The organism is Pseudomonas sp. Z5-35 (assembly GCF_051131945.1).
Taxonomy (GTDB): Bacteria; Pseudomonadota; Gammaproteobacteria; order Pseudomonadales; family Pseudomonadaceae; genus Aquipseudomonas; species Aquipseudomonas marvdashtae.
In genome coordinates, this window is the sequence record NZ_CP071640.1 from 4,716,633 (window position 1) to 4,738,525 (window position 21,893).

Annotated in this window: 21 protein-coding genes; 10 read left to right on the top strand and 11 right to left on the bottom strand. The window is 58.9% G+C overall.

Features of this window, described 5'->3' with window-relative positions:
• Positions 1–90: 90 nt before the first annotated feature.
• Positions 91–1,629 (bottom strand): murein biosynthesis integral membrane protein MurJ, encoded by a 1,539-nt coding sequence (murJ, locus tag J3P95_RS21690; protein WP_434558701.1) that lies wholly within the window; start codon positions 1,627–1,629, stop codon positions 91–93.
• Positions 1,630–1,883: 254 nt separating this feature from the next.
• Between murJ and rpsT the strand changes: the two genes are divergently transcribed.
• Positions 1,884–2,162 carry a 30S ribosomal protein S20 gene (gene rpsT, locus J3P95_RS21695; RefSeq protein ID WP_003185593.1) on the top strand — a complete coding sequence of 93 codons (279 nt, stop codon included), beginning with the start codon at positions 1,884–1,886 and terminating at the stop codon, positions 2,160–2,162.
• A 98-nt stretch (positions 2,163–2,260) separates the two neighbouring features.
• Here the strand turns inward: rpsT and J3P95_RS21700 are convergent, their stop codons facing one another.
• From J3P95_RS21700 to rplU, 5 genes are all read right to left on the bottom strand, one after another.
• The gene (locus tag J3P95_RS21700; protein WP_434558702.1) at positions 2,261–2,725 is read right to left on the bottom strand and encodes a CreA family protein; all 465 of its coding nucleotides are present in this window, start codon (positions 2,723–2,725) and stop codon (positions 2,261–2,263) included.
• Between the two features lie 9 nt (positions 2,726–2,734).
• Positions 2,735–3,853 (bottom strand): glutamate 5-kinase, encoded by a 1,119-nt coding sequence (gene proB / locus J3P95_RS21705; protein ID WP_420767648.1) that lies wholly within the window; start codon positions 3,851–3,853, stop codon positions 2,735–2,737.
• A gap of 177 nt (positions 3,854–4,030) precedes the next feature.
• Positions 4,031–5,254, bottom strand: coding sequence for an Obg family GTPase CgtA (cgtA, locus tag J3P95_RS21710; RefSeq protein WP_003205736.1), 1,224 nt, complete (start codon positions 5,252–5,254; stop codon positions 4,031–4,033).
• Positions 5,255–5,444: 190 nt separating this feature from the next.
• Positions 5,445–5,702, bottom strand: coding sequence for a 50S ribosomal protein L27 (gene rpmA, locus J3P95_RS21715; protein WP_003176049.1), 258 nt, complete (start codon positions 5,700–5,702; stop codon positions 5,445–5,447).
• 36 nt (positions 5,703–5,738) lie between these two features.
• Entirely contained in the window at positions 5,739–6,053 is a 315-nt protein-coding gene (gene rplU, locus J3P95_RS21720) for a 50S ribosomal protein L21 (protein ID WP_003176051.1), read from the bottom strand.
• Positions 6,054–6,304: 251 nt separating this feature from the next.
• Here rplU and J3P95_RS21725 point away from each other — a divergent pair, with 251 nt between their 5' ends.
• From J3P95_RS21725 to J3P95_RS21735, 3 genes are all read left to right on the top strand, one after another.
• Positions 6,305–7,273 carry a polyprenyl synthetase family protein gene (locus J3P95_RS21725; protein WP_186613031.1) on the top strand — a complete coding sequence of 323 codons (969 nt, stop codon included), beginning with the start codon at positions 6,305–6,307 and terminating at the stop codon, positions 7,271–7,273.
• A 124-nt stretch (positions 7,274–7,397) separates the two neighbouring features.
• Positions 7,398–7,739 (top strand): zinc ribbon domain-containing protein YjdM, encoded by a 342-nt coding sequence (locus J3P95_RS21730; protein ID WP_186613029.1) that lies wholly within the window; start codon positions 7,398–7,400, stop codon positions 7,737–7,739.
• 201 nt (positions 7,740–7,940) lie between these two features.
• A complete protein-coding gene (locus J3P95_RS21735; RefSeq protein WP_186613028.1) occupies positions 7,941–8,198 on the top strand; it encodes a PA4570 family protein in 258 nt (85 codons plus the stop codon).
• Between the two features lie 66 nt (positions 8,199–8,264).
• Here the strand turns inward: J3P95_RS21735 and J3P95_RS21740 are convergent, their stop codons facing one another.
• The 4 genes from J3P95_RS21740 to J3P95_RS21755 form a co-directional block, all read right to left on the bottom strand.
• Entirely contained in the window at positions 8,265–8,882 is a 618-nt protein-coding gene (locus J3P95_RS21740; protein WP_434558704.1) for an FKBP-type peptidyl-prolyl cis-trans isomerase, read from the bottom strand.
• Positions 8,883–9,084: 202 nt separating this feature from the next.
• Positions 9,085–9,573 carry a TIGR00645 family protein gene (locus tag J3P95_RS21745; RefSeq protein ID WP_025215565.1) on the bottom strand — a complete coding sequence of 163 codons (489 nt, stop codon included), beginning with the start codon at positions 9,571–9,573 and terminating at the stop codon, positions 9,085–9,087.
• A gap of 127 nt (positions 9,574–9,700) precedes the next feature.
• Complete coding sequence (locus J3P95_RS21750) at positions 9,701–10,042, bottom strand: hypothetical protein (protein ID WP_186613023.1); 342 nt, start codon at positions 10,040–10,042, stop codon at positions 9,701–9,703.
• A 221-nt stretch (positions 10,043–10,263) separates the two neighbouring features.
• The gene (locus J3P95_RS21755; RefSeq protein ID WP_434558705.1) at positions 10,264–12,702 is read right to left on the bottom strand and encodes a Lon protease family protein; all 2,439 of its coding nucleotides are present in this window, start codon (positions 12,700–12,702) and stop codon (positions 10,264–10,266) included.
• Positions 12,703–12,976: 274 nt separating this feature from the next.
• On the opposite strand from J3P95_RS21755, the gene J3P95_RS21760 reads away from it, so the two are divergent.
• The 6 genes from J3P95_RS21760 (at position 12,977) to lanM (ending at position 20,053) form a co-directional block, all read left to right on the top strand.
• Positions 12,977–13,465, top strand: coding sequence for a DUF3015 domain-containing protein (locus tag J3P95_RS21760; RefSeq protein WP_186613019.1), 489 nt, complete (start codon positions 12,977–12,979; stop codon positions 13,463–13,465).
• Between the two features lie 88 nt (positions 13,466–13,553).
• Positions 13,554–15,407 (top strand): Lnb N-terminal periplasmic domain-containing protein, encoded by a 1,854-nt coding sequence (locus J3P95_RS21765; RefSeq protein ID WP_434558706.1) that lies wholly within the window; start codon positions 13,554–13,556, stop codon positions 15,405–15,407.
• Between the two features lie 90 nt (positions 15,408–15,497).
• Complete coding sequence (locus tag J3P95_RS21770; protein ID WP_434558707.1) at positions 15,498–15,857, top strand: hypothetical protein; 360 nt, start codon at positions 15,498–15,500, stop codon at positions 15,855–15,857.
• A 71-nt stretch (positions 15,858–15,928) separates the two neighbouring features.
• Positions 15,929–16,420: a GreA/GreB family elongation factor gene (locus tag J3P95_RS21775; RefSeq protein ID WP_434558708.1), complete on the top strand. Its 492-nt coding sequence runs from the start codon at positions 15,929–15,931 to the stop codon at positions 16,418–16,420.
• Between the two features lie 188 nt (positions 16,421–16,608).
• Entirely contained in the window at positions 16,609–16,752 is a 144-nt protein-coding gene (locus tag J3P95_RS21780; protein WP_434558709.1) for a hypothetical protein, read from the top strand.
• 235 nt (positions 16,753–16,987) lie between these two features.
• On the top strand, positions 16,988–20,053 hold the full coding sequence (gene lanM, locus J3P95_RS21785; RefSeq protein WP_434579712.1) for a type 2 lanthipeptide synthetase LanM: 3,066 nt from the start codon (positions 16,988–16,990) through the stop codon (positions 20,051–20,053).
• A gap of 73 nt (positions 20,054–20,126) precedes the next feature.
• Here lanM and ettA read toward each other — a convergent pair whose 3' ends face one another.
• Complete coding sequence (gene ettA / locus J3P95_RS21790; RefSeq protein ID WP_434558711.1) at positions 20,127–21,791, bottom strand: energy-dependent translational throttle protein EttA; 1,665 nt, start codon at positions 21,789–21,791, stop codon at positions 20,127–20,129.
• Positions 21,792–21,893: the final 102 nt, after the last annotated feature.

Sequence of the window (21,893 nt, forward strand, 5' to 3'; positions counted from 1 at the left end):
ACCCGGCGGTCGGTGACAGGCAACACCGTAACCCAAAGTGATCGAACCGACAAAACCGCAGTCCGCCCCGCAATTATCGAGTGCGGTCCATCAGCTCAGGGCCTTGCGATTGAAGTCACGCAAGCGGAACCCCATGAGCAGCAACATGCCGAAATACGCCACCACGCCCGCAACAACCAGCGCGCCCAGGCGCAGGAAACGCTCGAGCATCTGCCCCTCGCCCCAGGCCGGCATGAAATGCATGGCCCCCAGCAGGACCGCCGACATCACGCCCACCGCGACCAGCAGCTTGAAGCCAAACTTTGCCCAGCCCGGCTGCGGTTGATACATCTTTTGCTTGCGCAACTGATAAAACAGCAGCCCGGCGTTAAGGCAGGCACCCGCGCTGATTGCCAAGGCCAGGCCCGCATGGGCCAAAGGCCCGATGAGCAGCAGGTTGAACAGCTGAGTCATCACCAAGGTAAAAATGGCGATTTTCACCGGGGTGCGAATGTTTTGCTGCGCGTAGAAGCCCGGCGCCAGCACCTTGATCACGATGATCCCGAGCAGGCCGACCGAATAGGCGACCAATGCCCGCTGAGTCATCAAGGCATCGAAGGCACTGAACTGGCCATACTGGAACAGCGAGACGGTCAGCGGCTCGGCGAGGATTCCCAGCGCCAGGGCGCAAGGCAACACCAGCACGAAGCACAGGCGCAGGCCCCAATCGAGGATCCGCGAATATTCATGGCGGTCCTGGCTGGCGTAGGTCTTGGCCAGTGTCGGCAGCAGAATCGTGCCCAACGCCACGCCCAGCACCCCGGACGGCAACTCCATCAAGCGGTCGGCGTAGTACATCCACGACACCGAACCGGCCACCAGGAACGAGGCGAAAATCGTGTTGATGATCAGCGAAATCTGGCTCACCGACACCCCAAGAATGGCCGGCAGCATTTGCTTCATGACTCGCCACACGCCGCTGTCGCGCAGGTTCAGTCGCGGCAGCACCAGCATGCCGATCTGTTTCAGGTGCGGCAGCTGGTACAACAACTGCGCCAAGCCGCCCACCAACACAGCCCAGCCAAGGGCCATTACCGGAGGATCGAAGTAAGGCGTCAGGAACAGCGCAAAGACGATCATGCTGACGTTGAGCAGCGTTGGCACGAAGGCCGGTACCGAGAAACGGTTCCATGTGTTGAGGATCGCCCCGGCCAGGGATGAGAGGGAAATCAGCAATATATAAGGAAAGGTCACCCGCAAGAGGTCGGAGGTGAGCTGGAATTTTTCCGGTGTGTCGGTGAAACCCGGCGCGGTGGCCCAGATCACCCAGGGCGCGGCGAGCATGCCGGCCGCCGTGACCAGCGCCAGCACCAGCGTCAGTAAACCCGTCACATAAGCAATGAAGGTGCGGGTCGCCTCGTCGCCCTTCTGGCTTTTATATTCCGCCAGGATCGGTACGAAGGCTTGGGAAAATGCCCCTTCGGCGAAGATTCGCCGCAGCAGATTGGGCAGCTTGAAGGCAATGAAGAAGGCGTCGGTGGCCATTCCGGCCCCGAATATCCGGGCGATCAGTGTGTCGCGAACGAATCCCAGGACGCGGGAAAGCATCGTGATAGAGCTGACGGCGGCCAACGATTTGAGCAGATTCATGGAAAGAGTTTTTGCCTGTCGATAAACAGCAGGCGAACAACGCGCCCACTTGTGCGATACTTCGCGCCGCTAAACAGCACAGCGCCAAAGCCCGCGAGTTTACAGGTCGCACGCCGGAAAGAAATCACCCGGTGCGCCGCACCTGCCATTCAGCGGAACGTGTCACCCGCCCTTGACAAGACCTCAACTCATCGGCATGATTCGCGGCCTATTTTGTTTGCTATTTCCTAAAAAGTCTTTCGAGGAGCTCGACGGTGGCCAACACACCTTCCGCCAAAAAACGTGCAAAACAGGCTGAGAAGCGTCGCAGCCACAACGCCAGCCTGCGTTCCATGGTCCGTACCTACATCAAAAACGTAGTCAAGGCCATCGACGCAAAAGACGCTGAAAAAGCACAAGCTGCTTACGTTCTGGCTGTGCCAGTTATCGACCGCATGGCCGATAAAGGCATCATCCACAAGAACAAGGCTGCTCGCCATAAGAGCCGCCTGAATGGCCACGTAAAGGCCCTGAACGTTGCCGCTGCTGCCTAAGCGACGCGCTCATTAAAAAACCGACCTCAGGGTCGGTTTTTTATTGCCTGCGATTCAAGCACCGCAACCATGAAGGCGAGCAGGCCCGCCTACACTTTTTACTGAGCGCTCGGCCACGGCAGAATCGGAATGGCCGTCACCGCATTCTGCGGGCTGCCCTCGATCACCCGGTCACTGTAGACCAGGTAAACCAGGGTATTGCGCTTCTTGTCGAGGAAACGCACCACCTGCATGGTCTTGAATACCAGCGAGGTGCGCTCCCTGAAGACCTCGTCCCCATCCTTGAGCTCGCCCTTGAAGCTGATCGGCCCGACCTGACGACAGGCAATGGATGCCTCGGCACGATCCTCGGCCAGCCCCAGACCACCCTTGACGCCGCCCGTCTTGGCGCGCGACAGGTAGCAGGTCACCCCGTCCACCTTGGGATCGTCGAACGCCTCGACCACAATGCGATCATTCGGCCCGACGAACTTGAATACAGTGGACACCTGACCGATTTCCTCAGCCGAAGCCAGCAGCGGCAACGCCACCAGCAAGCCGATCAACCCTTTTGCCAAACCCATGATTTTTCCTTAGACGAGGATCAGGTTGTCACGGTGCACCAATTCAGGCTCAGCCATGTAACCCAACAGACCGACAATCGCATCAGACGATTGACCGATGATTTTTTGCGCTTCCAGTGCGCTGTAGTTGGCCAGGCCACGGGCGATCTCACGACCATCCGGCGCCACGCACACGACCATTTCGCCCCGGCGAAAACTGCCCTGGACCAGCTTCACGCCCACTGGCAGCAGGCTCTTGTTGCCCTGGGACAAGGCCGACACGGCGCCCGCATCCAGCACCAGCGTGCCGCGGGTTTGCAAGTGCCCGGCCAACCATTGCTTGCGCGCCGCGAGCATGCCGCGCTCAGGCGACAGCAAAGTGCCGATGCGCTCGCCGGCCTTCAGGCGATCCAGCACGCGCTCCAACCGACCACCGACGATGATGGTATGGGCCCCGGAGCGGGCCGCCAGACGCGCTGCGCGCAGCTTGGTCTGCATGCCGCCACGGCCCAGCGCTCCGCCAGTACCACCGGCAACCGCATCCAGTGCCGGGTCATCGGCGCGCGCTTCGTAGATAAGCTTGGCGTCAGGATTGTTGCGCGGATCGGCATCGAACATACCGTCGCGGTCCGTGAGAATGACCAGCAGGTCCGCTTCCACGAGGTTCGCCACCAACGCCGCGAGGGTGTCGTTGTCGCCGAAACGGATCTCGTCAGTAACCACCGTGTCGTTCTCGTTGATCACTGGGATGACTTTGAGCTCCACCAATGCTCGCAGCGTGCTGCGGGCATTCAGGTAGCGCTTGCGATCGGAAAGGTCGTCATGGGTCAGCAGGATCTGCGCCGTATGGCGACCGTGCTCGGCAAAGCTCGACTCCCAGGCTTGCACGAGGCCCATCTGGCCGATGGCGGCGGCAGCTTGCAGCTCATGCATCGCGCTGGGTCGCGACGTCCAGCCCAGACGACTCATACCGGCAGCCACGGCCCCAGAAGAGACCAACACCAGCTCGACACCAGCCTCATGCAAGGCCACCATCTGCTCGACCCACACCGCCATCGCCGTGCGATCCAGGCCTTTGCCATCCGCCGTCAGCAATGCGCTGCCGATCTTCACGACCCAGCGCTGCGCACCCGTCACCTTGCTCCGCATCATCTTCAACCTTTGCCAGCGAACGGCGCGACCCAGCGCCGCCCATGGGATTATTCGTATTTGCCTTTTACAGATACCAAAACGCCGCTCAAATGAGCGGCGCCTTGAAGACCGGCTGGCTGCGATGATAACACCGCGCCCGACCACTTAAACCTGCGGGAGCGGGATCAGCAAGGATCAGTCGCGCACGTAGATGATTTCCGGACCGTCTTCGTCATCCACATCTTCTTCGTCCCAATCGTCGTCACCGATGTCATGGACCGACTTGACGCCACTGCGACGCAACGCACGCTGGTCGTCCAGCGCCTGCAACTGGGCACGCGCCTCGTCTTCGATGCGCTGGTCGAGCTCGGCCAGCTCTTCCTTGTAGGCCGGATCATTGGCCAAGCGATCGGCACGATCTTCCAGGTAACGCATGATGTCGTGGCAAAGGCGCTCGGTGCCTTCTTTGGCAATGGCCGAGATCACATAGACCGGACCTTCCCACTCCAGGCGATCGACGATTTCCTTGACCCGCTCCTCGTGCTCTTCTTCAAGGATCTGGTCGCACTTGTTCAGCACCAGCCAACGATCACGCTCGGCCAGGGCCGGACTGAACTTGGTCAGCTCGTTGACGATGACTTCGGCGGCATCGGCAGCACTGGTTTCATCCAGCGGCGCCATGTCGACGAGGTGCAGCAACAGACGGGTGCGTGACAAGTGCTTGAGGAAGCGAATCCCCAGACCAGCCCCTTCGGAAGCGCCTTCGATCAACCCCGGGATGTCGGCGATGACGAAGCTCTTCCAGCGGTCGACACTAACCACACCCAGGTTCGGCACCAAGGTGGTGAACGGGTAGTCGGCCACTTTCGGCTTGGCTGCCGACACCGAGCGAATGAAGGTACTTTTACCGGCGTTCGGCAGGCCCAGCAGGCCTACGTCGGCCAGTACTTTCATTTCCAGCTTCAGGTCACGCTGCTCACCTGGCTTGCCTGGCGTGGTCTGGCGCGGTGCACGGTTGGTACTCGACTTGAAACGGGTGTTGCCCAGGCCGTGCCAACCGCCGTGGGCGACCAGCAGACGCTGGCCAGCCTTGGTCAGGTCGCCAATGACTTCCTGGGTGGCCGAGTCGATCACCGTGGTGCCGACCGGCACGCGCAGGATCAGGTCTTCGCCCTTCTTGCCGGTGCAGTCAGTGCTGCCGCCGTTGGAGCCACGCTCGGCATCGAAGTGCCGGGTGTAACGGTAGTCGACCAAAGTGTTGAGGTTTTCGTCGGCGAGCATGTAGATCGAGCCACCGTCGCCACCATCACCACCGTTCGGACCGCCGTTTTCAATGAACTTTTCCCGACGGAAACTCATGCAGCCATTGCCGCCGTCGCCAGCTTTAACTCGAATCGATACTTCATCAACAAACTTCATGACACACGCCTCTCGCCATACGGACGAGCCAAAAAAACAAGACATAAGACTCTTGCAAAAATGAACGCAGCGACCTGAATACGCGCCCCAACCGCAGCGCCGACAGCCCATACAAACAGTTTTGCAAGAGACTCACCCCACAAACGAAAAAGCCCCGTCGCAAGACAGGGCTTTTCCAGCGATCTCGCAATTAAGCTGCGACAACGCTCACGTAACGGCGGTTGAACGCGCCCTTTACTTCGAACTTGATCACGCCTTCGATTTTCGCGAAGAGGGTGTGATCTTTACCCATGCCAACACCGTAACCGGCGTGGAATTGGGTGCCGCGCTGACGCACGATGATGTTGCCCGGAATGATTTTCTGGCCGCCATACATCTTCACGCCAAGGCGTTTGGCTTCTGAGTCGCGACCGTTACGGGTACTACCACCAGCTTTTTTGTGTGCCATGAGTTCAATTCTCCTAGTGAGGAATTAGGCTGAAAATTAAGCCTGAATACCGGTGATTTTGATCTCGGTGTACCACTGGCGGTGGCCCATACGCTTCATGTGGTGCTTACGACGACGGAACTTGATGATGCGGACTTTATCGTGACGACCTTGGGAGATCACTTCAGCCACAACAGTAGCGCCAGCAACGACTGGAGCGCCGATATTCACGTCATCGCCATTGGCGACCAACAGAACGCGATCAAAAGTCACGGATTCGCCGGTAGCGATTTCCAGTTTTTCGATCTTCAGGTATTCACCTGGGGCGACCTTGTATTGCTTGCCACCAGTAACAATTACTGCGTACGACATGGTATTTCTCCGATAATCCTGCTCACCCAGCGCTTTATAAGAAGAGGTATTGGCTGGCATGGCTGCATGGGCTGGAAGGCCCGGATGCAATTGCGTAAGGCAGGTGCTGCCCAGGAAGTTCAGGGTGCGCGATTGTACGCAAGCCGGTCGAGCCTTGCAAGTAGCCGCTCGCACTGCAGGAGCATGCGCCTTGACACCTGCGGATGGGGGTCCTAGCATGCCGCGCAACCCTTCTGGAGCGCCTGTCGCTGATGCAACCCCAAGCTTTCTACCGCGCAGTGGCGGACGATTTTAGCGCCGTCGACGGCATCATCAAGAAGCAGCTGACTTCCCGAGTGCCGCTGGTATCGAAAATCGGCGACTACATCACTTCGGCCGGTGGCAAGCGCCTGCGTCCGTTACTCGTGCTTTTATGTGGCAAGGCCTTGGGGCGCGAAGGCGACGACATGCGCCTGCTGGCCGCCACCATCGAATTCCTGCACACCGCGACGCTGCTGCATGATGACGTGGTCGACATGTCCGGCATGCGCCGTGGCCGCTCGACCGCCAACGCCATGTGGGGCAACGCCCCGAGCGTGCTGGTGGGCGACTTCCTGTATTCGCGCTCGTTCGAAATGATGGTCGAACTGGGCTCGATGCCGGTGATGAAGATCCTGTCCCAGGCCACGCGCATCATCGCCGAAGGCGAAGTATTGCAACTGTCCAAGGTCCGCGACGCCAGCACCACCGAAGAAACCTACATGGAGGTCATCCGCGGCAAGACCGCGATGCTCTTCGAAGCCTCGACCCACAGCGCCGCTGCATTGGCCGGCGCCAGCGCCGAGCAGAGCGAAGCCCTGCGCACCTTCGGCGACCACCTGGGCGTGGCCTTCCAGTTGGTGGACGACCTGTTGGACTACAAGGGCGACGCAGAGACCCTGGGTAAGAACGTCGGTGACGACCTCGCCGAAGGCAAGCCGACCCTGCCGTTGATCTACACCATGCGCGAAGGCACGCCTGAACAGGCCGCCCTGGTGCGCCAGGCGATCCAGAAAGGCGGAATCGAAGACCTGGAAAGCATCCGCGCCGCAGTCGAAGCTTCCGGCTCGCTGGAATACACCGCAAACCTGGCCCGGGATTATGTCGCTCGGGCAATCAAATGTCTCGACGCCCTGCCGGCCAGCGAATACCGCGACGCGCTGGTCGAGCTGAGCGAGTTTGCGGTCGCCCGTACCCACTGACACCCGGAGTTTTTTGTGGCGAGGAAGCTTGCTCCCTCGCCACAAAAGCCCCGCATCACCCTCCTCGCAACAAAACCCTATACAATGTGCGCCCTTTTGACCTCCTGATACTCAAGGAACCCTAGTGAGCACGTTGCCTCCCTGCCCTGCCTGCAATTCCGAATACACCTATGAAGACGGTACTCAACTGGTCTGCCCGGAGTGCGCCCACGAATGGTCCGCCAGCGGCGAAGCTGAAGCGGCGTCCGATGACACCGTGAAGAAAGATTCGGTTGGCAATGTCCTGCAGGACGGCGATACCATCACCGTGATCAAGGACCTCAAGGTCAAGGGCACGTCGTTGGTGGTGAAGGTCGGAACCAAGGTCAAGAACATTCGCCTGTGCGATGGCGATCATGACATCGACTGCAAGATCGACGGCATCGGACCGATGAAGCTCAAATCCGAGTTCGTCAGAAAAGTCTGAAATAGCTGTATTCCCATCCTGCGCCTTGCGGGATGGCGCTTAACCATCCCTGCACGCGCCCCATTCCACACGCCCCGCCTTTTGCCAACCGCATCGAGCTGATGCGCCCCATCGTCAGAAAAACAATCGGCACGCCAATAGAGACTTGCTATTTAGCGAATAAGAATTATTCTCATCGAACCCATCAAGGAGATGAGAACCATGACTTATTTGATCGATGCCTGGCTCGACCGCCCACATCCCTACCTGAGGATCCTGCATCGGGAAACCGGGGAAGTCTGCGCGGTGCTTGAAGAAGAAGCGTTGAACGAGCTCCAGGACCAGGGAGATCTGGACCTTAACAGCCTCAACTCCAGCGAACCGCTGGTGCTCAAGGAGCTGGTACGCAACCTGTTCCTGTTCTGCTACGCCCGGGCGTTGCGCCCCACTGGCGATTTCAATGGCAGGTTCCATGGATAACGACGTACAGACTTTGTGAGAGCGAGCAACCTCGCTCCCACAAAAGTCTGCTCAAGCGTTGATACGTTACAGGACGTCCAACAGCTCGACGTCAAACACCAGCACGCTGTGCGGCGGGATGCTGCCAACGCCTTGAGCGCCGTAGGCCAGCTCGCTCGGCACGTACAGGCGCCATTTGCTGCCAGCGCTCATCAGTTGCAGCGCTTCGGTCCAACCTGGGATTACCCCGCCCACCGGGAATTCGGCTGGCTGGCCACGATCGTAGGAGCTGTCAAATACAGTGCCGTCGATCAGCGTGCCGTGGTAATGAGTGCGCACCTGGTCTTCACGGGTCGGCTTGGCGCCGTCGCCTTGAGTCAGCACTTCGAACTGCAGGCCGGAGGCCAAAGTGGTGATGCCTTCGCGCTTGGCATTTTCAGCCAGGAACGCACGGCCTTCGCCAGCAGCGGCCTCAGCCTTGGCGGCAGCTTCGGCTTGCATGATTTCACGGATGACTTTGAAGCTGGCGGACATCTCGTCCTGGCCCACACGGCTCGGCTTGCCGGCGAAGGCGTCGGTCAGGCCGGCCAGGATCGCGTCAAGGCTTACGCCCGGTGGCGGATTGTCGCGCAGTTGGTCGCCCAACTGACGGCCAATGCCGTAGCTGACGCGGGTTTCGTCGGTGGACAGGTTAACTTCGGACATGATGCTGCTCCGCTGTGCGGACGGCTCGAGAAATGCCGTGCGTGACACAGCGCCTCCCGGAGCGCCCGGAACCAAAAGGGCGAGCAGACTAGCACAGATGCCGTGGCGGGTGACGAGCCGCGTATCCGCGCGCCTTGCCAGAAGCGACAGCGCCCGACTGGCTCTCGGCAGACGGGCGGTGCATCGCAACGATGAACGGGGCTCAGTGCTTGGTCAGTTTATCCAGGTAACCCATGGCAAACGCCGACACCACAAAGGTCATGTGGATGATCACGTACCACATCAGGTGTTCGGGATCGACGTTCTTGGCGTCCATGAAGATGCGCAGCAAGTGGATCGACGAGATTGCAACGATCGACGCTGCGACCTTCATCTTCAGCGACGAGGAATCCATGGTGCCCAGCCAGTTGAGCTTTTCCTTGTCGGAATCGATATCCAATTGCGAAACGAAGTTCTCGTAGCCGGAGATCATCACCATCACCAGCAGGCCGCCCACCAGCGCCATGTCGATCAGCGAGAGCAGCACCAGGATCAGTTCGGATTCGGCCATGGCAAACACGTTGGGAATGACGTGAAAGACTTCCTGGAAGAATTTCAACGCCAAGGCCAATAAGCCCAGCGACAGCCCGAAGTAGATCGGCGCCAGCAGCCAACGGGAGGCGTACATTGCATTCTCGATAAAGCGTTCCATTGAGTCTCACACCAGGGCTGTAAAAACGCGGCGAGTATATCAGTCGCGACCCGCCCCACAAACGCCGCCCTGTCCTGGGCACCGACATGTGTCAAAACTCTACTCGCGGAGCACGTTCGATGGTGACTCAGTGAAGCGGGCGAAACTCGAAGCCGCCGACGTTGCGACAGCGGCCGCCGTTGATCTCCCGCAGTTGCGCCTGCATGTGCAAGGACCAGATCTGCGGATCGTCGGCCAGCTCATAGCCGTGGGATGTCAGGTTCTGGACGATGGTGTCGAGAATGGTTTCAGCAGCGGTCGGGCCGGGAAATGGCCCTTGGGCTTTGATGGCCGAAGGTTGTTCGCCGGCCATTCCCGCGGCGAAGAGCACGGTCCACATGCCAGTATCTCCGGCCAGGGGACGGACGGCGCATTCGATACGGGTCACAAGGCCTAGGCAATGACGAGTAAGACAAAGGTTGCGCGACATGGCGGCGCCCCTCGGTAGATCCGCTATTCAGCCCCGGGAAGGGCTGTTTCGATCCAATGATGGCTCTCGTTATCCTTGAGCTGAGGATAGGAGAAAAGTTCCGGCGCCGAAGGGTTTCGAGACCAGAATACGCCGAGCGGTCATAGTGTGAATATTGACGCCAAATCTGTGACTATTTAGCGGCTTGATGGCGAGGGAGTTTGCTCCCTCGCCCCGACAGCTCAAGCTGGCTTGGCCTCCATCAATGCCTGCTGCGCCATTTCCTTTTCCGCTTCCTTGATGTCTTCGTCGCTGATCATTTCCGCGATGACCCGCAGCCGCTCCACTACGCGAGCGTTGACACTGCCCTCCGGGAACTCGCCGTTTTCGTCCGGCTCGCCAGCAGGCTCGCCTACCAGCAGGCTCAGCGCCTCATCGGCTTGGCGCACGGCATAGACATGGAACTGTCCCGCGCGCACGGCGGCCAGCACCTTTTCATCGAGCATCAGGGTCGCGACGTTTGCCTGGGGAATGATCGCCCCTTGCTCCCCGGTCAGCCCGCGCGCTTCGCAGAGGCGGAAGAAGCCTTCGATCTTCTCGTTGACCCCGCCTACCGCCTGCACTTCGCCAAACTGGTTGATCGAGCCGGTGATGGCGAAGCATTGTTTCAACGGTGTCTTCGACAGGGCCGAGATCAGCGTGCAAGCCTCTCCGAGGGACGCACTGTCCCCATCCACGTAACCGTAGGATTGCTCCAAGGCAATGCTGGCCGAGATCGCCAGCGGAAATTCCTGGGCATAACGGCTGCCCAGGTAACCGGTAAGGATCATCACGCCCTTGGAGTGGATCGGCTGGCCGAGGTTAACCTCGCGCTCGATGTCGACAATGCCGCTGCCGCCCGGATACACCGTGGCGGAGATTCGCGCCGGCACGCCAAACGCCGAATCGCCGACCTCCAGCACCGTCAACCCGTTGCACTTGCCCACGGCCGCGCCATCGGTGTCGATCAGGATGATCCCCGCCAGCATGTCATCGAGAATCCGCGCCGAGACGCGCCCGGTGCGAGTGGCCTTGGCCTTGAGGGCACGCTCGATGTGGCCGGAGTCGGTCATGTCATCGCCGGCCAGCTGACGGATGAAATCCGCCTCGCTGACCAGTTGGAACAGGTCGCCGATACGGGCCGACAAGCGCCCCTGATGTTCGGCCAGGCGCGCACTGTAGGTCGCCAGGCGCGCCACTGCATCGGCGGTCAGCGGCGCCATGCCCTCCTCCGAAGTGCGGGTCTTGAGCAACTGGGCGAACTGCTCCAGGCTCTCGTCCCCCATCGGGATGTCTTCGTCGAAGTCCACCAGCACGCGAAACATTTCCTGGAAATCCGAATCCAGGTCCTGCAAGGCGTAGTAGAGCTGGCGCGCGCCGATGATCACCACTTTCACCTGCAACGGGATGTGCTGCGGCGTCAGGGTCACCGTCGCCAGCCGGCCCAGCTCACCCAATGGCGACTCCATTTTCAGCTTGCGCGATTGCAGGGCGCGCTTGAGGGCATCCCACACGAACGGCTCGCTGAGCATTTTTTCCGCTTCGAGAATCAGAAAGCCGCCATTGGCCCGGTGCAGCGCACCCGGCCGCAATTGCCGATACGTGGTGTAGAGCGCGCCCTGGTCAGTGCTGTACTCGATGCGCCCGAACAGGTTGTCGTAGGTCGGGTGCGGTTCGAACACCACCGGCGCGCCACCGCTCGCAGGATGCCCGACGACCAGGCTCGGGGCGTATTGTTCTTCCAACAGCTTGCGGGCGACGGCGTCGGTCTTGCTGTCGTCGACCAATTGCTCGACCACGGTCTTGAGCAGGTAGACCTGCATGGCCTGCAGATAACCGCAGACGGCAGCGTTCTCGGCGTATTTTTCCGAGAGCGGCGCGAGCAAGGGCTGCAACGCCAGGGTGATGGTTTCTTCGTTGAGCTGGCGCAGCTGGTTGTTGGACTCGCGCTTCCACTGCGGCAGGCTGGCGAGTTCTTCGTTCAGACGCTCTTCCAGACTGGAGATGTCCTCATGGAAGCGCTCGCGGTCGGCTTCCGGCAACTGGGCGAACTCCGCCTCATCCAAGGCCTTGCCTTCGCTCATCGGCGTGAAGGCGATGTTGCTGCTGTCGCGGTACAGCGCGACATCCTTTTCCAGCGCCAGGCGCTCGATCACATCGAGGGCGCGGTCGTAGCGCTGGTTGAAGGCGCGGTCGATGGCGCTTTTTTTCTGTTGGTAGGACGGGTGCTCGAATACCGCCGGAAATGTCGCCAGCAGGTTGTCGATCAGGCCGTTGATGTCGCCGATGAAAGCACCCGCCGTGCCTGACGGCAGTTCCAAGGCGCGGGGTTCGCGCGGTTCATCGAAGTTATTGACGTAGACCCAATCCGCCGGGGTCTGCATGCGCTTGCCCTCGGCCTTGAGGTAGCGTTTGACGAACGAGAACCGGCCTGTGCCGGGCTCGCCCATGACGAAAACGTTGTAACCGGGGCGTGGCATTGCCACACCAAACTGCAAGGCTTCGACCGCACGTTCCTGGCCAAGCACACCGCGGAAGGGCTCCAGATCATTGGTGGTAGAGAAGCTGAACTGTTCAGCGGAAAACGGACGGGTCAGCGCTTCAGGCGCTAGACGCAAGCTGGCAGCAACAGGATCAGGCATCGGGCTTCCTTACATCAGGCGGGGCAGATAGCGGCATTCTGGCGCTGCCTACACCTGACTGGCAAGGAGCGCCTTGAGCCAAAGCATAGTCGATGGAAAAACCGCGCAAGGAAGCCGGTAAACAGGTGATTTCAATTAATGTTTTTGCAAAATGTCACGGAACCCTCGGATCGTGCCTAAACTCCAAACTGCGCGGCTGGAACAATAACCGGCCCACTGGCGCCATTAGGGGCCAGACCCTGTCCATTGGTATGCACATAAAGAGAACATAGCTATGAAACGGATTCTTCTCGGTACTCTCTTCACCGCTGTATCCATCAACGCCATGGCTCAGGCCCCGGGCGGTCCGGATTGCGGTTGGGGCAACATGCTGTTCGAAGGTCAGCGTGGCACTCCGGCTCACTTCCTGGCATCCACCACCAACGGCACTTCCGGCAACGCCACCTTTGGCATGACCTCCGGCACCAACGGCTGCTCGACCAACGCGGCACTGACCTACGGTGGCAAGTCGTGGCTGGCCATGAATGGCATGATGAACGAGCTGTCCGAAGACATGGCCAAGGGTCAAGGCGAAGCGCTGACGACTTATGCCGTGGTACTGGGCGTTGCGCCGGAAGATCGTGCGCATTTCTCCGCTGTCACCCACGAGCACTTCCAGCAGATCTTCAGCAAAGCTGACGTGACCGCAGAAGACGTGCATACCAATACCCTATCGGTACTGAAAAACGATCCACGTCTGGCCAAGTACGCAACTCAAGCTTAAGCTCGACACCACTCGCTCCTCTCGGGGAGCGGGTTTTCTTTCCTGGGCCCCTGTTGGTCTTTTTTTTCGACTTCAAAAGTAGCCGACTATGCTCAAACGCCTTGCCTGGCTGGCGCTCTGTGTGTGCGCCCCGCTGTCCGCCGCACCTCATGTCGACACTCAACGTTTGCAGCAATTGTCCAACGACCGTTTCTGGATTTCCCTGGGCCACTACGAAACCGCCAAGCTCGGCGGCTGGCGCAGCTACATCAGCGACAAGAAATTCTTCCTCGCCCAGGACGGCAACGAACACCCCGACCGCGAGTTGACCGCCACGCTGCAAGCGCTCTATGGCCCGGCCAGCGCCGGCCAGCAACACGCCCAATGCGTCTACCCGGCGCGCACCCGCTGGCTGAAGGCGCAGCTCAATCTCACCGATCTGCCAGCCGTTGATTGCAGCGAATTCACCCAATGGTTCAAAGACGTATCGCCCCACAGCGCGGTAATGATTTTCCCCGCTGCGTACCTGAACAGCCCGTCATCGATGTTCGGTCATACCTTGCTGCGCATCGACCAGGCCGACGTGCAAAGCGACAAGACCGCGCTGCTCAGCTACGCGATTAACTTTGGCGCCTACATCGAAGGTTCGGACAACAGCATTCTCTATGCCTGGAAGGGCTTGATGGGCGGCTATCCCGGCCTGTTCGCCCTGGTGCCGTACCAGGAAAAACTCTCCGAGTACCGAAGCCTGGAGAACCGCGACCTGTGGGAATACCGCCTCAACCTCAGCCAGGCGGAAACCGAGCGCATGGTCGAGCACGTCTGGGAGCTCAAACAGATCCAGTTTGATTATTTCTTCTTCGATGAAAACTGCTCCTACCGATTACTCGAACTGCTGCAAGTCGCTCGCCCCAGTCTGCGGCTGACCGAGCAATTCCCCCTGACGGCAATTCCCACCGACACCGTCAAGGCCGTGAAGGAAGCCGGACTGGTGGAAAGCATCCAGTATCGGCCGTCCCGTGAGCGGGAGCTGCTAAGCCGCGCCGACCCCCTCAGCGACGACGAACAACACTGGGTACTGAAGGTCAGCGCCGATCAACAACAGCTTCAAGCCCCCGCTTTCAAGGCGCTGCCGCGCGAACGCCAGGCGCTGATCATCGACGCGGCCTATCGACTGGAACGCTACCGCGCCAACGGTCAGGAGCGCGACCCGAAACGCTCCCAGCGCAGCTTCGAATTGCTGCGGGCAATCAACCAGAACCCCGCGCCGGAACTGGATATCCCGCAGCCGGGCCTGCCCGAAGATGGCCACGAATCACGCACCTGGCAGGCCGGCCTCGGCACCCGCGGCGACCGGGCGTTCGGTGAATACGGCCTGCGCATGGCCTATCACGACCTCAATGACAACGCCGAGAGCTTCCCGCTGGGTGCGCAAATTGAAATCCTACAACTGAAATTGCGCCAATACGAAGGCAATGACTGGCAGGTACAGCAACTGGATCTGGCAACGATTCGCTCGCTGACCCCGCGCAACGAGCTATTGCAACCGCTGTCCTGGCAGGTGACGGGCGGCCTGGAACGGGTGCCGGGCAAGCACGACGATGAAACCCTGGTCAGCCATGTCAATGGCGGCGCTGGCGGCACCTGGGCGTTGGGCGAGGACGTGCTGGGCTTTGCCCTGGGCACGGTGCGCGTCGAGCACAACAACGACTTCGCCCAATTCATCGCCCCGGCCGCCGGCTTCAACAGCGGCGTGCTGTGGAAAAACCCGCTGGGTAACCTGAGCCTGGAAGCCAAGGGTGATTACTTCGTCAACGGCGAAGTGCGTCGTAGCGTGAGTCTGAATCAGCAGTGGGAATTGTCCCGTAACCTCGGCTTGCGCCTGAGCGCCCAGCGGGAGTTCAGTCAACTGGCCTCGCCGGAGAACGAGGTGATGCTCGAAGTGAAGTGGTACCACTACTGAACGAACGGATTGATCACCGCGCTTTCACGTCCTTCTGACGAATCCGCTTCTAGACTCCTGATATGAGTGGATCCGGCAGGACGGCAGAAAATGAAGCGCGCGGTAATGGTACTGGGTGTATTGATGTTGCTGCTCGGCGGCTGTGAAACCACCCACGAGGATTTGATCGCCCGGGGATATCCGGCCGCCTTCGCCGATGGTTTCGATGATGGTTGCAGCAGTGGCCGGCAAGCGGCCGGCGTCATGACCGGGCAGTTCAGGAAAGACGTGCCGCGCTACCTCAAGGACCCACGCTACGCCGAAGGCTGGAGCGATGGCTTCCGCCAGTGCCAGGCCATGCGCGAGAGCGAAGAGCGCGACGCCTACCGTGAACGTCATTGGGACGAGCGCGAACGGGCCTGGCGACAAGAGAAAGATCGCGACGCCGCCCGGGCTTATCGCTCGCAGTGAGTCGCTCAGAGACATTCGTCGAAACCAAAACCTTGCGACCATGGCCCAAACTCCAACAGAGGAGCAATGCCATGAGCCGCGCTTTCGTCAACGAAGACAACGCCGCCGCCCAGGCCGAACAGCCGGTCGAGCGCCAGGTAAGCACGCAACCCAACTACGTCACACCCGCCGGGCTTGCCCAGCTACAGGCGCGGGTCGCCGAGCTGCAAGCGCAGCACAGCCAACAGACGGCCCAAGGCGAGCAGGCAGACAAACAGCGGATTGCCGACATCGAACGGGACCTGCGTTATTTCAACCAGCGGCTGCAAAGCGCGCAGGTCGTTACGCCGAGCGACTCCGATCAGGTGCGAGTCGGGCACTGGGTGAGTTTTGTCGATGAGCATGATCACGAACAGCGAGTGCAATTGGTCGGTGAAGACCAGGCCGATGCCGCCAGCGGATTGATCAACTGGGGATCGCCGTTAGGGCGGGCTCTGCTGGGCGCCAGGATTGGCGATGAGGTGACGTGGAAGCGACCACTGGGAAACCTCGCTATCGAGATCGTGGCGATAGATCGCCAATGATGTTGCTGGACTCTTTGTACATGATTAAAACCGCTAACATCACAACACGATAACAATCTGTTACTTGCGTGCGGCCATCGATCACCGCAACATGAGGTCATAACAACAAGCTTGCCTTAAATCAGGACCATGCTACTGTTTTTCCCGCGCCGCAATCGGCGCATTATAACAACTAAGGAGATACACTAATGAGCGAACAAATACTGGCCATGTCGGGTGACTTCGACAGCGACTTCGAGTGCTATCAACAAATAACAGACCTCGGTATCGAATCAGCAGCACTGACCATTGTCGAATGCGGCACCATCAACTGCACCGCTCTTTTATGCTAAATCCTTCTCTATCAAAGTAAACCTGCCCTACAGGTCTTTGACACTCGCTAACTCACCTATAAAACAGTCTTATCGATATCCGACAGTTCAGATACGTTTACGCAAAACCTTTGCAACGCGCACCAATGTTGAATGCTCGACACTCGGGTGCTAAGTCCTTCGACTGATCAAAACAGGCAACACCCATAACCATAGAGCAGGCAACGCCTGCTCTATCCATGTCAGGAGCAACGGCATGCTTGTTAATGCTTTGAAGTTGAATCAGCGAGGCCGGTGCAGATTTTTTTCAGACGGTGACATCGCTCTTTTTGAAAACAACCTGACCCGCCTGCATGCTGACGATCAGGCCTTGCTGGATCATTTCGGGTTGAACCGGGACCAACTGGCATCCTATGCCAAGGAGCCCATCAACCACCCCCGCTTGCCTCTCGACAGCGAAGCCGTTCTGATCGCCCTGAAGGAAAAGCTCACTCGGCTTGACAGCATCCAGGTCGACACAGAAACCTTGAGCGACAAAGACAATTTTTATTGGTTTGGCCATCGTTTTTTTCTTTATTTCATCGACACGTTCAAGGCGGATGGGCGCTACGCCAGAGCGTCACTGCACATTGATGAACCCGCCCTGCTGGCAAGCCTTGAGCGCTATGTCTTGGCCCGAGTCGGACGCACGTCGGAACAAAGCCTGGTCCATTATCTGAATACGCGGATCGCGGAAGGCGACGACATTGACCTGAGCGGATTCAACGAACACCTGCGCACATTGCCGTTGCTGAAGTTTTTTGAATCCTATCCCGTGCTGGCGACATTGCTGCTGGATTTGCTGGAAGACACCCTCAACTACCTTTATGCGGTCATTCTCGACTTCGCCAACGATGTTGAAGCGTTGGAAGCGGAATTCTCGATCCCGTCTCGGAGAATCGAGGCTATCGAGTTCGGCCTGGGTGACCCCCACGGTCGCGGCGAAACGGTCTGCCAGGTTAAGGTCTGCGCAATTTCATTGGTCTACAAGCCAAGAGCAAGCCGCGAAGCACTTTTTTTCAATCAACTGCTTGAACAACTATACGACTGGACAGGCGCGGATTGTTTTGCCATCCACGCGCCTAAAATCCTCAGCCGTGAGCGACACAGCTGGATAGAAAAGATCGACAACACGCCTTGTGCCAGCGCAGCGGACGTGGCGCTGTTCTATAAAAAAATGGGCTCACAAATCGCCGTCATCCATGCACTCAATGGCATCGACTTCCACTACGAGAACATCATCGCTTGTGGCAACAGCCCGGTCATGATTGACCTGGAGTGCTTGTTCACCGCGTCCACCAGTGAACTGCTGATCGACCTGCCCGCCAACAGTGCATTGTCCAACACCTTTAAATTGATCCAGCAGTCGGTGTGTTCCAGCGGTTTTGTGCCCTTTTCACAAAACTCCAATAACGACCAGAGCGGGCTGACTCGTCAGGAATTATTCACTTCCACCCGCCACTCCCTGATTTTCGAAGCGGGCTTTTACCATTTACGTAAGGTCGAGTTCGAACACCTTCTGGTGCAAAAGCATTTGCCGCTTTTTCAGGGCAAACACCAGGGGCATGAAATTTATAAAGCCGAACTTATCCACGGCTTTGAATATGCCTATGGCGAATTGATCACACATCGGCGCACGATAATGCAGATGCTTGAGCTATCCGCAGGCGAATTATCAACCCGTGTATTACTCAAAAATTCTCAACGCTATGCTGACTTTATCGGGCTGAGCCGCCATCCACGCTTCATGAAAAACATGTTGGACCGGGAGCTTCTGCTTGCAACCCTGTGGAAAGACTTGAAGGAGCCCTATCGAGCAAAGGGCATCCCGCGTTATGAAATAGACGACCTGCAAAGATCCAGCATTCCTTGTTTCACCATGCCGCTCAACTCCAACGCTCTAAAGAGCGCACAAGGTGAAACAATAGACATGACGCAAATACAACCCCCGATAAAAAGCTGCCTACAAAAACTAGCCAACCTGTCTACCGCCGACAGGGCATTTCAACTCACGTTACTTGAAATGTGCTTGTTTCCAGAGCCCAATGAACAGCCGCCATCACGTGCCATCGCCAATAACGCGCTCCAAGCGGATCAACTCGACGCCGTGCTGCGCATCAGTTCCCGCCTCGAAGCGCTTGCGATCAAGGGAACGGCCACGGATATCCGTTGGTTGGCTTTTTATACGCACCCAACGACTCATGGAAAATACCCTTCACCCATGGATCACGGGCTGTACTCCGGTATCGCCGGGATTGGGTTGTTTTATCTGAGCTTGTTCAAGGTAAGCGGTCAACCACACGTGCTGTCGCTCATGGATCAGATACTGGTCTCAATGGAGCAACATTTTGGCTTCTTCAAAGCCGACTTGACCGTCAGTGCTTATCACGGCCTCGGCTCTTATCTTTATTTACTCATCAATCGTCGCCAAATAACGGGCGATGCGAAATACGATGTAAAAATTGCCAGTTTACTGACCCAACTGACTGAAGTCCCACTGGAAAACTACGATTTCGACTTTCTGGGCGGCTGTTGTGGCGCGGTGACGCTGCTGGCCAACATCCATGCGCTCTCGACGCAAGCGGACGTGCTGCCGACCATACGGCGCATGGCTGACTACATAAAGGATCAAGTCCTGATCGAAGACGGCCTACTTCTGCGACGCAACGACCGCTCCGTCATTCTGACGGGCCTGTCCCACGGTCTCTCCGGCGTCATCCATGCGTTGTGCAAAGCCTATGACGTGACCGGCGATGTGACGTTGGTGACCTTGGCCATCCAGGTATTGGAAGGTGAAAATCGCTTGAGCCGGGAGGGTTTCTGGCTGGACCTGAGAGACCTGGGCCCCGTGGACCATGCTTCCAAGTGGTGCCATGGAGACGGCGGTATTCTCATCGCCAGGCGGCAACTCATGAAGTCGATGGGAGAGGCCTTGGACGAAGCCACCCGGCAGACCGTGCTCGACGACATCCAGCGCTGCGAGGACAATCTCTGGCAGCACGGCCTGGGCGGCGGATATAACCTGTGCCATGGCGATTTCGGCAATCTGATCTGCCTGTATGACTTGTATCGACACGCTAACAATCCCGAGGGCATCAGCAGGGTCAAACAGGCCCTCGGCGAAGTCGCCCGGCGGTTTTTAGCGGGCCCCTTTCTCGACAGCGATCGTGTTCCCGACGTCAGCCTGCTGACGGGTATTACGGGTGCAGGTTATGCCTTGCTGTATGAGATCGATCCAACGATCCCCAACATACTCTCGCTCGATTTCGCGTCCCCCATTTAGACGGCCCGGCAAATTGCGCGCATAAAAAAACGGAGCCTTGAAGGGCTCCGTTTTTTTCATGCAGCTGACCCGATCAAGCCAGTTTCTTGTGCCGTACACGATGCGGCTGGGCAGCCGCTTCGCCGAGGCGCTTCTTGCGATCGGCTTCATACTCGGTGTAGTTGCCTTCGAAGAACACCGCTTGCGAGTCGTCTTCGTACGCCAGGATGTGGGTCGCCACGCGGTCGAGGAACCACCGATCGTGGGAGATCACGATGGCGGCGCCCGGGAAGTCCAGCAAGGCCTCTTCCAGGGAACGCAGGGTTTCAACGTCGAGGTCGTTGGACGGTTCGTCGAGCAGCAGGACGTTGCCGCCCTCTTTCAGGGTCAACGCCAGGTGCAAGCGACCGCGCTCACCACCGGAGAGGTCCTTGACGAATTTCTGCTGGTCACCGCCCTTGAAGTTGAAGCGGCCCACATAAGTGCGCGACGGGATTTCGTAGTTGCCGATGCGGATCTGGTCGGACCCGTCGGAAATCTGCTGGAACACGGTCTTGCTGCCGTCCAGGTCCTCACGGCTCTGGTCGACGCAGGCCAACTGCACGGTCTCGCCGATTTCGATGCTGCCCGAATCCGCTGTCTCCTTGCCCATCAGCATGCGGAACAGCGTGGATTTACCCGCGCCGTTACCACCAATCACGCCGACGATGGCACCTTTGGGCATGGAGAACGACAGGTTGTCGATCAGCACGCGGTCGCCATAGCCCTTGCTGACGTTCTTGAACTCGATGACCTTGTCACCCAGGCGTGGACCGGCCGGGATGTAGATTTCGTTGGTTTCGCTGCGCTTCTGGAATTCCTGGGATTGCATTTCCTCGAAGCGTTGCAGGCGAGCCTTGGATTTCGACTGGCGGGCCTTGGCGCCTTTGCGCACCCACTCCAGCTCTTCCTTCATGGCTTTTTCATGGGCCGACTGCTGCTTGGATTCCTGGGCAAGACGATCGGATTTGGCTTCCAGCCAACCCGAATAGTTGCCCTCGTACGGAATGCCCGCGCCGCGGTCGAGTTCCAGGATCCAGCCGGCGACGTTGTCCAGGAAGTACCGGTCGTGCGTGATCGCTACCACGGTGCCCGGGAAGTCGTGCAGGAAGTGTTCGAGCCAGGCGACGGAATCGGCGTCCAGGTGGTTGGTCGGTTCGTCGAGCAGCAGCATGTCCGGAGCCGACAGCAGCAGTCGGCACAGGGCCACGCGGCGTTTTTCACCACCGGAGAGGTGTTCGACCTTTGCGTCCCAGGCTGGCAGGCGCAGTGCATCGGCAGCCACTTCCAGCTGGCGGTCGAGGTTGTGGCCGTCGCTGGCCTGCAGGATCGCTTCCAGCTTGGCCTGTTCGGCGGCCAGCTTGTCGAAGTCGGCGTCCGGGTCGGCATACGCGGCGTAGACCTCGTCCAGGCGAGCCTGGGCGTCCTTGATGACGCTGACGGCTTCCTCGACTACCTCACGCACGGTCTTGGTCGGATCCAGCTGAGGCTCTTGCGGCAGGTAGCCGATGTTCAGGTCCGGCATCGGACGGGCTTCGCCGTCGAACTCCTGGTCGACGCCGGCCATGATTTTCAACAGCGTGGATTTACCCGAGCCGTTGAGGCCCAATACGCCGATCTTGGCGCCGGGGAAGAAAGACAGAGAAATGTTTTTCAGGATTTCCCGCTTCGGCGGAACAACTTTGCTCAGCCGATGCATGGTGAAGACGTATTGAGCCATGGTGAACCTAGCGTCAGTGACAGGTGAAAAGAACGAGCCAGGCCATGCGCGGCGCGGGCCCTTGATGTTGGTCAATGCCTGCGGGCGGTTGGTGCCTGGGTA

What these genes read in the sequence shown, in the direction of transcription:
- J3P95_RS21760 (WP_186613019.1), top strand. Translation starts at nt 12,977, where the DNA reads ATGAAACGGATTCTTCTCGGTACTCTCTTCACCGCTGTATCCATCAAC.
- J3P95_RS21750 (WP_186613023.1), bottom strand. Translation starts at nt 10,042, where the DNA reads ATGTCGCGCAACCTTTGTCTTACTCGTCATTGCCTAGGCCTTGTGACC.
- J3P95_RS21725 (WP_186613031.1), top strand. Translation starts at nt 6,305, where the DNA reads ATGCAACCCCAAGCTTTCTACCGCGCAGTGGCGGACGATTTTAGCGCC.
- J3P95_RS21770 (WP_434558707.1), top strand. Translation starts at nt 15,498, where the DNA reads ATGAAGCGCGCGGTAATGGTACTGGGTGTATTGATGTTGCTGCTCGGC.
- J3P95_RS21735 (WP_186613028.1), top strand. Translation starts at nt 7,941, where the DNA reads ATGACTTATTTGATCGATGCCTGGCTCGACCGCCCACATCCCTACCTG.
- J3P95_RS21775 (WP_434558708.1), top strand. Translation starts at nt 15,929, where the DNA reads ATGAGCCGCGCTTTCGTCAACGAAGACAACGCCGCCGCCCAGGCCGAA.
- murJ (WP_434558701.1), bottom strand. Translation starts at nt 1,629, where the DNA reads ATGAATCTGCTCAAATCGTTGGCCGCCGTCAGCTCTATCACGATGCTT.
- proB (WP_420767648.1), bottom strand. Translation starts at nt 3,853, where the DNA reads ATGCGGAGCAAGGTGACGGGTGCGCAGCGCTGGGTCGTGAAGATCGGC.
- rplU (WP_003176051.1), bottom strand. Translation starts at nt 6,053, where the DNA reads ATGTCGTACGCAGTAATTGTTACTGGTGGCAAGCAATACAAGGTCGCC.
- lanM (WP_434579712.1), top strand. Translation starts at nt 16,988, where the DNA reads ATGCTTGTTAATGCTTTGAAGTTGAATCAGCGAGGCCGGTGCAGATTT.
- J3P95_RS21740 (WP_434558704.1), bottom strand. Translation starts at nt 8,882, where the DNA reads ATGTCCGAAGTTAACCTGTCCACCGACGAAACCCGCGTCAGCTACGGC.
- J3P95_RS21765 (WP_434558706.1), top strand. Translation starts at nt 13,554, where the DNA reads ATGCTCAAACGCCTTGCCTGGCTGGCGCTCTGTGTGTGCGCCCCGCTG.
- rpmA (WP_003176049.1), bottom strand. Translation starts at nt 5,702, where the DNA reads ATGGCACACAAAAAAGCTGGTGGTAGTACCCGTAACGGTCGCGACTCA.
- J3P95_RS21780 (WP_434558709.1), top strand. Translation starts at nt 16,609, where the DNA reads ATGAGCGAACAAATACTGGCCATGTCGGGTGACTTCGACAGCGACTTC.
- J3P95_RS21745 (WP_025215565.1), bottom strand. Translation starts at nt 9,573, where the DNA reads ATGGAACGCTTTATCGAGAATGCAATGTACGCCTCCCGTTGGCTGCTG.
- cgtA (WP_003205736.1), bottom strand. Translation starts at nt 5,254, where the DNA reads ATGAAGTTTGTTGATGAAGTATCGATTCGAGTTAAAGCTGGCGACGGC.
- J3P95_RS21755 (WP_434558705.1), bottom strand. Translation starts at nt 12,702, where the DNA reads ATGCCTGATCCTGTTGCTGCCAGCTTGCGTCTAGCGCCTGAAGCGCTG.
- ettA (WP_434558711.1), bottom strand. Translation starts at nt 21,791, where the DNA reads ATGGCTCAATACGTCTTCACCATGCATCGGCTGAGCAAAGTTGTTCCG.
- J3P95_RS21700 (WP_434558702.1), bottom strand. Translation starts at nt 2,725, where the DNA reads ATGGGTTTGGCAAAAGGGTTGATCGGCTTGCTGGTGGCGTTGCCGCTG.